The organism is Terriglobales bacterium (genome assembly GCA_035454605.1).
Classification (GTDB): domain Bacteria; phylum Acidobacteriota; class Terriglobia; order Terriglobales; family Acidobacteriaceae; genus DATMAB01.
In genome coordinates, this window is the sequence record DATIGQ010000192.1 from 1 (window position 1) to 4,725 (window position 4,725).

Here is a 4,725-nt window from a genome sequence, read left to right on the forward strand (position 1 = left end):
CCACGAAGGGCAGCTCACCTACGCCAAGGCCGGGCTGCATCGCATTGTGGACCTGGGGAAATGGTGGCTCGAAACCACCGGCCTGCCGCTGCCCCTGGGCGGCAACGCTATCCGGCGCTCGCTGGGCGTGGAGACCATCCGAATGGTCTCGGCGGCCATCAAGGGCAGCATTCAGTACGCGCTCGACCATCGCGAGCAGGCGCTGGAATACGCCATGCAGTTCGCCCGCGAACTGGACCCGGATTCGGCCAACAAGTTCGTGGGCATGTACGTGAACGAACGCACGCTGGATTACGGCGAGGAAGGCCGCGAAGCCGTGCGCCGCCTGCTGGACATGGGTCACCGGGCAGGCATCATCCCGCACGAGGCGAAGGTGGAGTTTCTAGGTTAGGACGGGCCGCCCGGCTGCGTGTAGTACCGCCCGATGATGACCCCGATCTCGACGGCGGCCTCCGAAGTGAGTTTTTCGAACTCCAACCCCACGCCCGTGCTGCCGGCATAGCGCACCACGGTGTGTACCCTGCGGCGGATGCCCTCGCGCTCGTCGGTAATCACCAGGAGGCGCTTGGCGCCCACCGGCCAGCGGCGCGTGGTGTCCAGGTGCATGCCGCCGCGGCCCAGCATCTTCACTGTGCCGGCGCGCTTGCCACGCGCGTCCGCGGCGAACACGCCCGACGACTCCGGAATGGCCACGCGCTCGAACTTGCGTCGTTCCTGGGGACCGGTCATCGGGGCCGATTGTAGCAAAGAAGGCTGTGCGCTATCCGCCGTCCGCTCTGCGCCTTGCGTAATCCGTTCAGCCCTTTGCTCTTCCACGCGTCCGAGCGGTATAAGAGATTCGCGATGAGTGCCGCAGCTGACATCCCTTCTCCTCAGACCCTGCTCATCGACGCCGATGACACGCTGTGGGAGAACAACAAGTACTTCGAGCGGGCTATCGCCAACTTCATCAGTTTCCTCAATCACCACGAGTACACGGCCGGGCAGGTGCGCGAAGTGCTCAACGACGTGGAGCGCGAGTGCATCGTGAAGCACGGCTACGGGTTGCACAGCTTCGCGCATGCCCTGGTGGACACCTTTGAGCGGCTGTCGCTGGAGCCGCTGACACCCGGCCTGCAGGAGACCATCCGCGGCTTCGCCCACACCATCGCCGAGCATCCGGTGGAGATCATCGCCGGGGTGCCGGAAACGCTCGAGTACCTCACCGCGCGCCATCACCTGATCCTGATGACCAAGGGCGACCTGACCGAACAGTCGGGCAAGATCGAGCGCTCCGGGCTCAAGCCGTTTTTCGCGGCAGTGGAGATCGTGCTGGAAAAGGACGAGGCCACGTATCGCAGCACGGCGGAAAAGTATGGCCTGGAACCGGACGTCACCTGGATGGTGGGCAACAGCCCGCGGTCGGACATCAATCCCTCGCTTTCGGCCGGGCTCAATGCCGTGTTCGTGCCCCACGACAACACCTGGATCCTGGAACACGAGGAGGTGAATCAGCCCACGGACAGCAATCGCCTGTTGGTGGTGGAGCGCTTCACGGATTTGCGCCGGCACTTTTAGAGCGGCCTCGGAACACAACTGGACTCGGCCCTGCCGCTCCGCTATGCTGTGCGTTTTCGGGCACGATGTCCGACGACAGAGATATTTTCTATGCCGCGATCGGCGCCGGCTTCGGCGCCTACACCTTCTTCAAGGGCTTCCAAATCCTGCGCAACAAGCGGCTGGTAGAAAACACCCCGACGTCGAAGTGCCGTTCCATCGCCCTGGGCCTGGCGGAAGTGCAGGGCAAGGCCACCGGCGATACCTGGTTCACCAGCCCGCTGGCCGAGGTGCGCTGCTACTGCTCGCAGCTCAAGATCGAACGCTATGAGAAGCGCGGCAAGAGTTCGCGCTGGGTCACCGTACACGAGCGACAGAACATGGTGCCCTTCTTCGTGGAGGATGAAACCGGGCGGGTGCGGGTGAACCCGCAGGGCGCTGAACTGGACCTCTCTCCGGACCTGGAGTACGAGAACGAGAGCGGCATCGTGAACTGGCTGAAGCAGGCGTTCCGCAACGACCCGGCGGAGGGATTGGCAGGCCGCCCGATCGAGGAGCGCTTCCGCAGCTACTGCGCGCGCCAGGGCGTTTCCTACTCGGGACCCATGCGCTTCTCGGAGCGGAACCTGTGCCCGGACGGGCCCGTGTATGTCCTGGGAATGGCCAACGAGGTCCGCGGCGAACAGGACGAGAACCTGCGAGTGGTGATCGAGAAGGGCAAGCACCATCCCTGGTTCTTCATCGCCGAATCCAGCCAGAAGGAAGTCCTGCAGAAGCTGGCGCGCAACGTGTGGCTCTATGTGTTCGGCGGCGGCGCGCTGTTCCTGGCTTGCCTGGGATGGCTGGTGGCGCGCCTGACAAACCTGTAAAGTCTTGGGAAGGCAAGGAGGTCGGCATGGTCTTGATCGCGATGGGATTCCTGGTGGTGCTGTTGGGGATGGCGGTGGTGGTGGTGCTGTGGGCCATCGCCGTATACAACACCCTGATCGCCATGCGCAACACGGTGGACAAGGAGTGGTCAGACATCGACATCCTGCTGAAGCAGCGCTATGACGAACTGCCCAAGCTGGTGGAAACCTGCAAGGGCTACATGGCCCACGAGCGCGGCACCTTCGAAGCCATCACCAAGGCGCGCGCGGCCGTGGCCCAGGCCGGCACGCCCGCCCAGCGCATGGAAGCGGAAAACCAGATCACGGGCGCGCTCAAGACTTTGTTCGCCGTGGCGGAGAACTATCCGGAGCTGAAGGCCAACCAGAATTTCCTGCAGTTGCAGGGACGCGTGACCGGGCTGGAGTCGGACATCGCGCGCCGCCGCGACGAGTTCAACGAGGCCGCGAACTTCTACAACATCCGCATCGCGCAGGTGCCGGACATGATCGTGGCCCGCTTCCTGGGCTTCGTGAAGCGCGACCTGTTCCAGGCGGCCGCGGCCGAGCGAGAGGACGTGAAGATCAGCTTCGCGCAGTCCTGAGAATCGAGGCCCATGGTCACCACCACCGTCGTCGGCGGTTTCTTTTTCCTGCTGGTCGCCGGGCTGATTCTCTACTTCATCACCGTCTACAACAGCCTGATATCGATCCGCAACGAGTGCGACCGGGCCTGGTCGAACATCGACGTGCTGCTAAAGCAGCGGCACGACGAACTGCCGAAGCTGGTGGAGACCTGCAAGGGCTACATGCAATACGAGCGGCAGACGCTTGAAAATGTGGTGCAGGCGCGCACGGCCTGGCTCAACGCCACCACCGTACATCAAAAATTGCAGGCCAACCAGCAGACCGCCGGAGCGCTGAAGACGCTGTTCGCGGTGGCGGAGAAGTATCCCGACCTGAAGGCCAACCAGAACTTCCTGCAGTTGCAGGCGCGCATCAGCCAGCTCGAATCGCACATCGCCGACCGGCGCGAGCTGTACAACGACGCCGTCAACACCTTCAATATCCGCATCGCACAGCTTCCGGATGTGTTCATCGCCAGTATGCTGGCCTACACTCGCAAGCCTTTGTTCGTCGCCACGGAGACAGAGCGGGCGGACGTGAGCGTGGCCATGTAGCGTGTTTTTCCTACGTCTGCGCCGAACGACATGGCGCAGACATGGGGCATCCGGAACGACGCTGTATAATCCCGCCCAACGATGGCACTGGCTCCCGGCACCAGACTCGGACCCTACGAAATCCTCGCACCCATCGGGGCGGGCGGCATGGGCGAGGTGTACAAGGCGCAGGACTCGCGCCTGGAGCGCACGGTCGCGGTCAAGATCCTGCCGCAGCATCTCTCCTCCGACCCCGAGCGCAAACAGCGCTTCGAACGCGAAGCCAAGGCGATTTCTTCCCTGCAGCACCCGCACATCTGCACGTTGCACGACGTAGGCAGCCAGGACGGCGTGGACTTCCTGGTGATGGAATACCTGGAAGGAGAGACGCTGGCGCAGCGCCTCGTGCGCGGGCGGCTGCCCATGGAGCAGTTGTTGCGGCATGGGATCGAGATTGCCGCGGCGCTGGACAAGGCGCACCAGCAGGGCGTGGTGCATCGCGATCTGAAGCCGGGCAACGTCATGCTGACCAAGTCGGGCGTCAAGCTGATGGACTTTGGCCTGGCGAAACCGGCGGCGGCGAGCGTCCCCGGAGCCATGACGGCGTCGTTCAGCCCCACGAAGGCCAATCCGGAGAGCCCGCTCACGCAGGCGGGAACGGTGGTGGGCACGTTCCAGTACATGTCGCCGGAGCAGATCGAAGGCCGGGACTCCGACCCGCGCTCCGACATCTTCGCCCTGGGCACCGTGCTCTACGAGATGGCGACCGGGAAGCGGGCGTTCGAAGGCAAAAGCCAGCTCTCGGTTGCGAGCGCGATCCTGGAGCGGGAACCGCCGTCGATCTCCTCCCTGCAGCCCATGACGCCACCGGCACTGGAGCACGTGGTGAAGACGTGCCTGGCCAAGGCTCCGGAGGATCGCTGGCAGAGCGCCGCCGACGTCGCTCGCGAGCTGCGCTGGGTACTGGAGGGAGGATCGCAGGCCGGGGTGGCGGCTCCGGTGGCGGCGCGGCGACGCCTGCACACGCGCACGCTAGCGGCGCTGGTGGCGACGGGATGGCTGCTGGCGGTGGCCGCTGTCGCGGGAGCGATTTACTTCGCCCGACGCGCGGATTCGGCGGCGCGGCTGGTGCGGGCGGAGATCAACCCGCCGGTGGGAGTCGA

The 4,725-nt window shown here is 64.5% G+C and carries 7 protein-coding genes; 6 read left to right on the forward strand and 1 reads right to left on the reverse strand.

The window, feature by feature from the left end:
- On the forward strand, positions 1–391 hold a 391-nt coding region (locus VLE48_13590; GenBank protein HSA94042.1), incomplete at its 5' end, for an MqnA/MqnD/SBP family protein.
- Here VLE48_13590 and VLE48_13595 read toward each other — a convergent pair.
- The gene (locus tag VLE48_13595; GenBank protein HSA94043.1) at positions 388–729 is read right to left on the reverse strand and encodes a PilZ domain-containing protein; all 342 of its coding nucleotides are present in this window, start codon (positions 727–729) and stop codon (positions 388–390) included. The genes VLE48_13590 and VLE48_13595 overlap by 4 nt on opposite strands.
- A gap of 114 nt (positions 730–843) precedes the next feature.
- Here VLE48_13595 and VLE48_13600 point away from each other — a divergent pair, with 114 nt between their 5' ends.
- The 5 genes from VLE48_13600 to VLE48_13620 form a co-directional block, all read left to right on the forward strand.
- A complete protein-coding gene (locus tag VLE48_13600; protein ID HSA94044.1) occupies positions 844–1,557 on the forward strand; it encodes an HAD family hydrolase in 714 nt (237 codons plus the stop codon).
- Between the two features lie 65 nt (positions 1,558–1,622).
- A complete protein-coding gene (locus VLE48_13605; protein ID HSA94045.1) occupies positions 1,623–2,405 on the forward strand; it encodes a GIDE domain-containing protein in 783 nt (260 codons plus the stop codon).
- Positions 2,406–2,431: 26 nt separating this feature from the next.
- Positions 2,432–3,007 carry a LemA family protein gene (locus tag VLE48_13610; protein HSA94046.1) on the forward strand — a complete coding sequence of 192 codons (576 nt, stop codon included), beginning with the start codon at positions 2,432–2,434 and terminating at the stop codon, positions 3,005–3,007.
- Positions 3,008–3,019: 12 nt separating this feature from the next.
- The gene (locus VLE48_13615) at positions 3,020–3,583 is read left to right on the forward strand and encodes a LemA family protein (GenBank protein ID HSA94047.1); all 564 of its coding nucleotides are present in this window, start codon (positions 3,020–3,022) and stop codon (positions 3,581–3,583) included.
- An 81-nt stretch (positions 3,584–3,664) separates the two neighbouring features.
- On the forward strand, positions 3,665–4,725 hold a 1,061-nt coding region (locus tag VLE48_13620), incomplete at its 3' end, for a serine/threonine-protein kinase (GenBank protein ID HSA94048.1).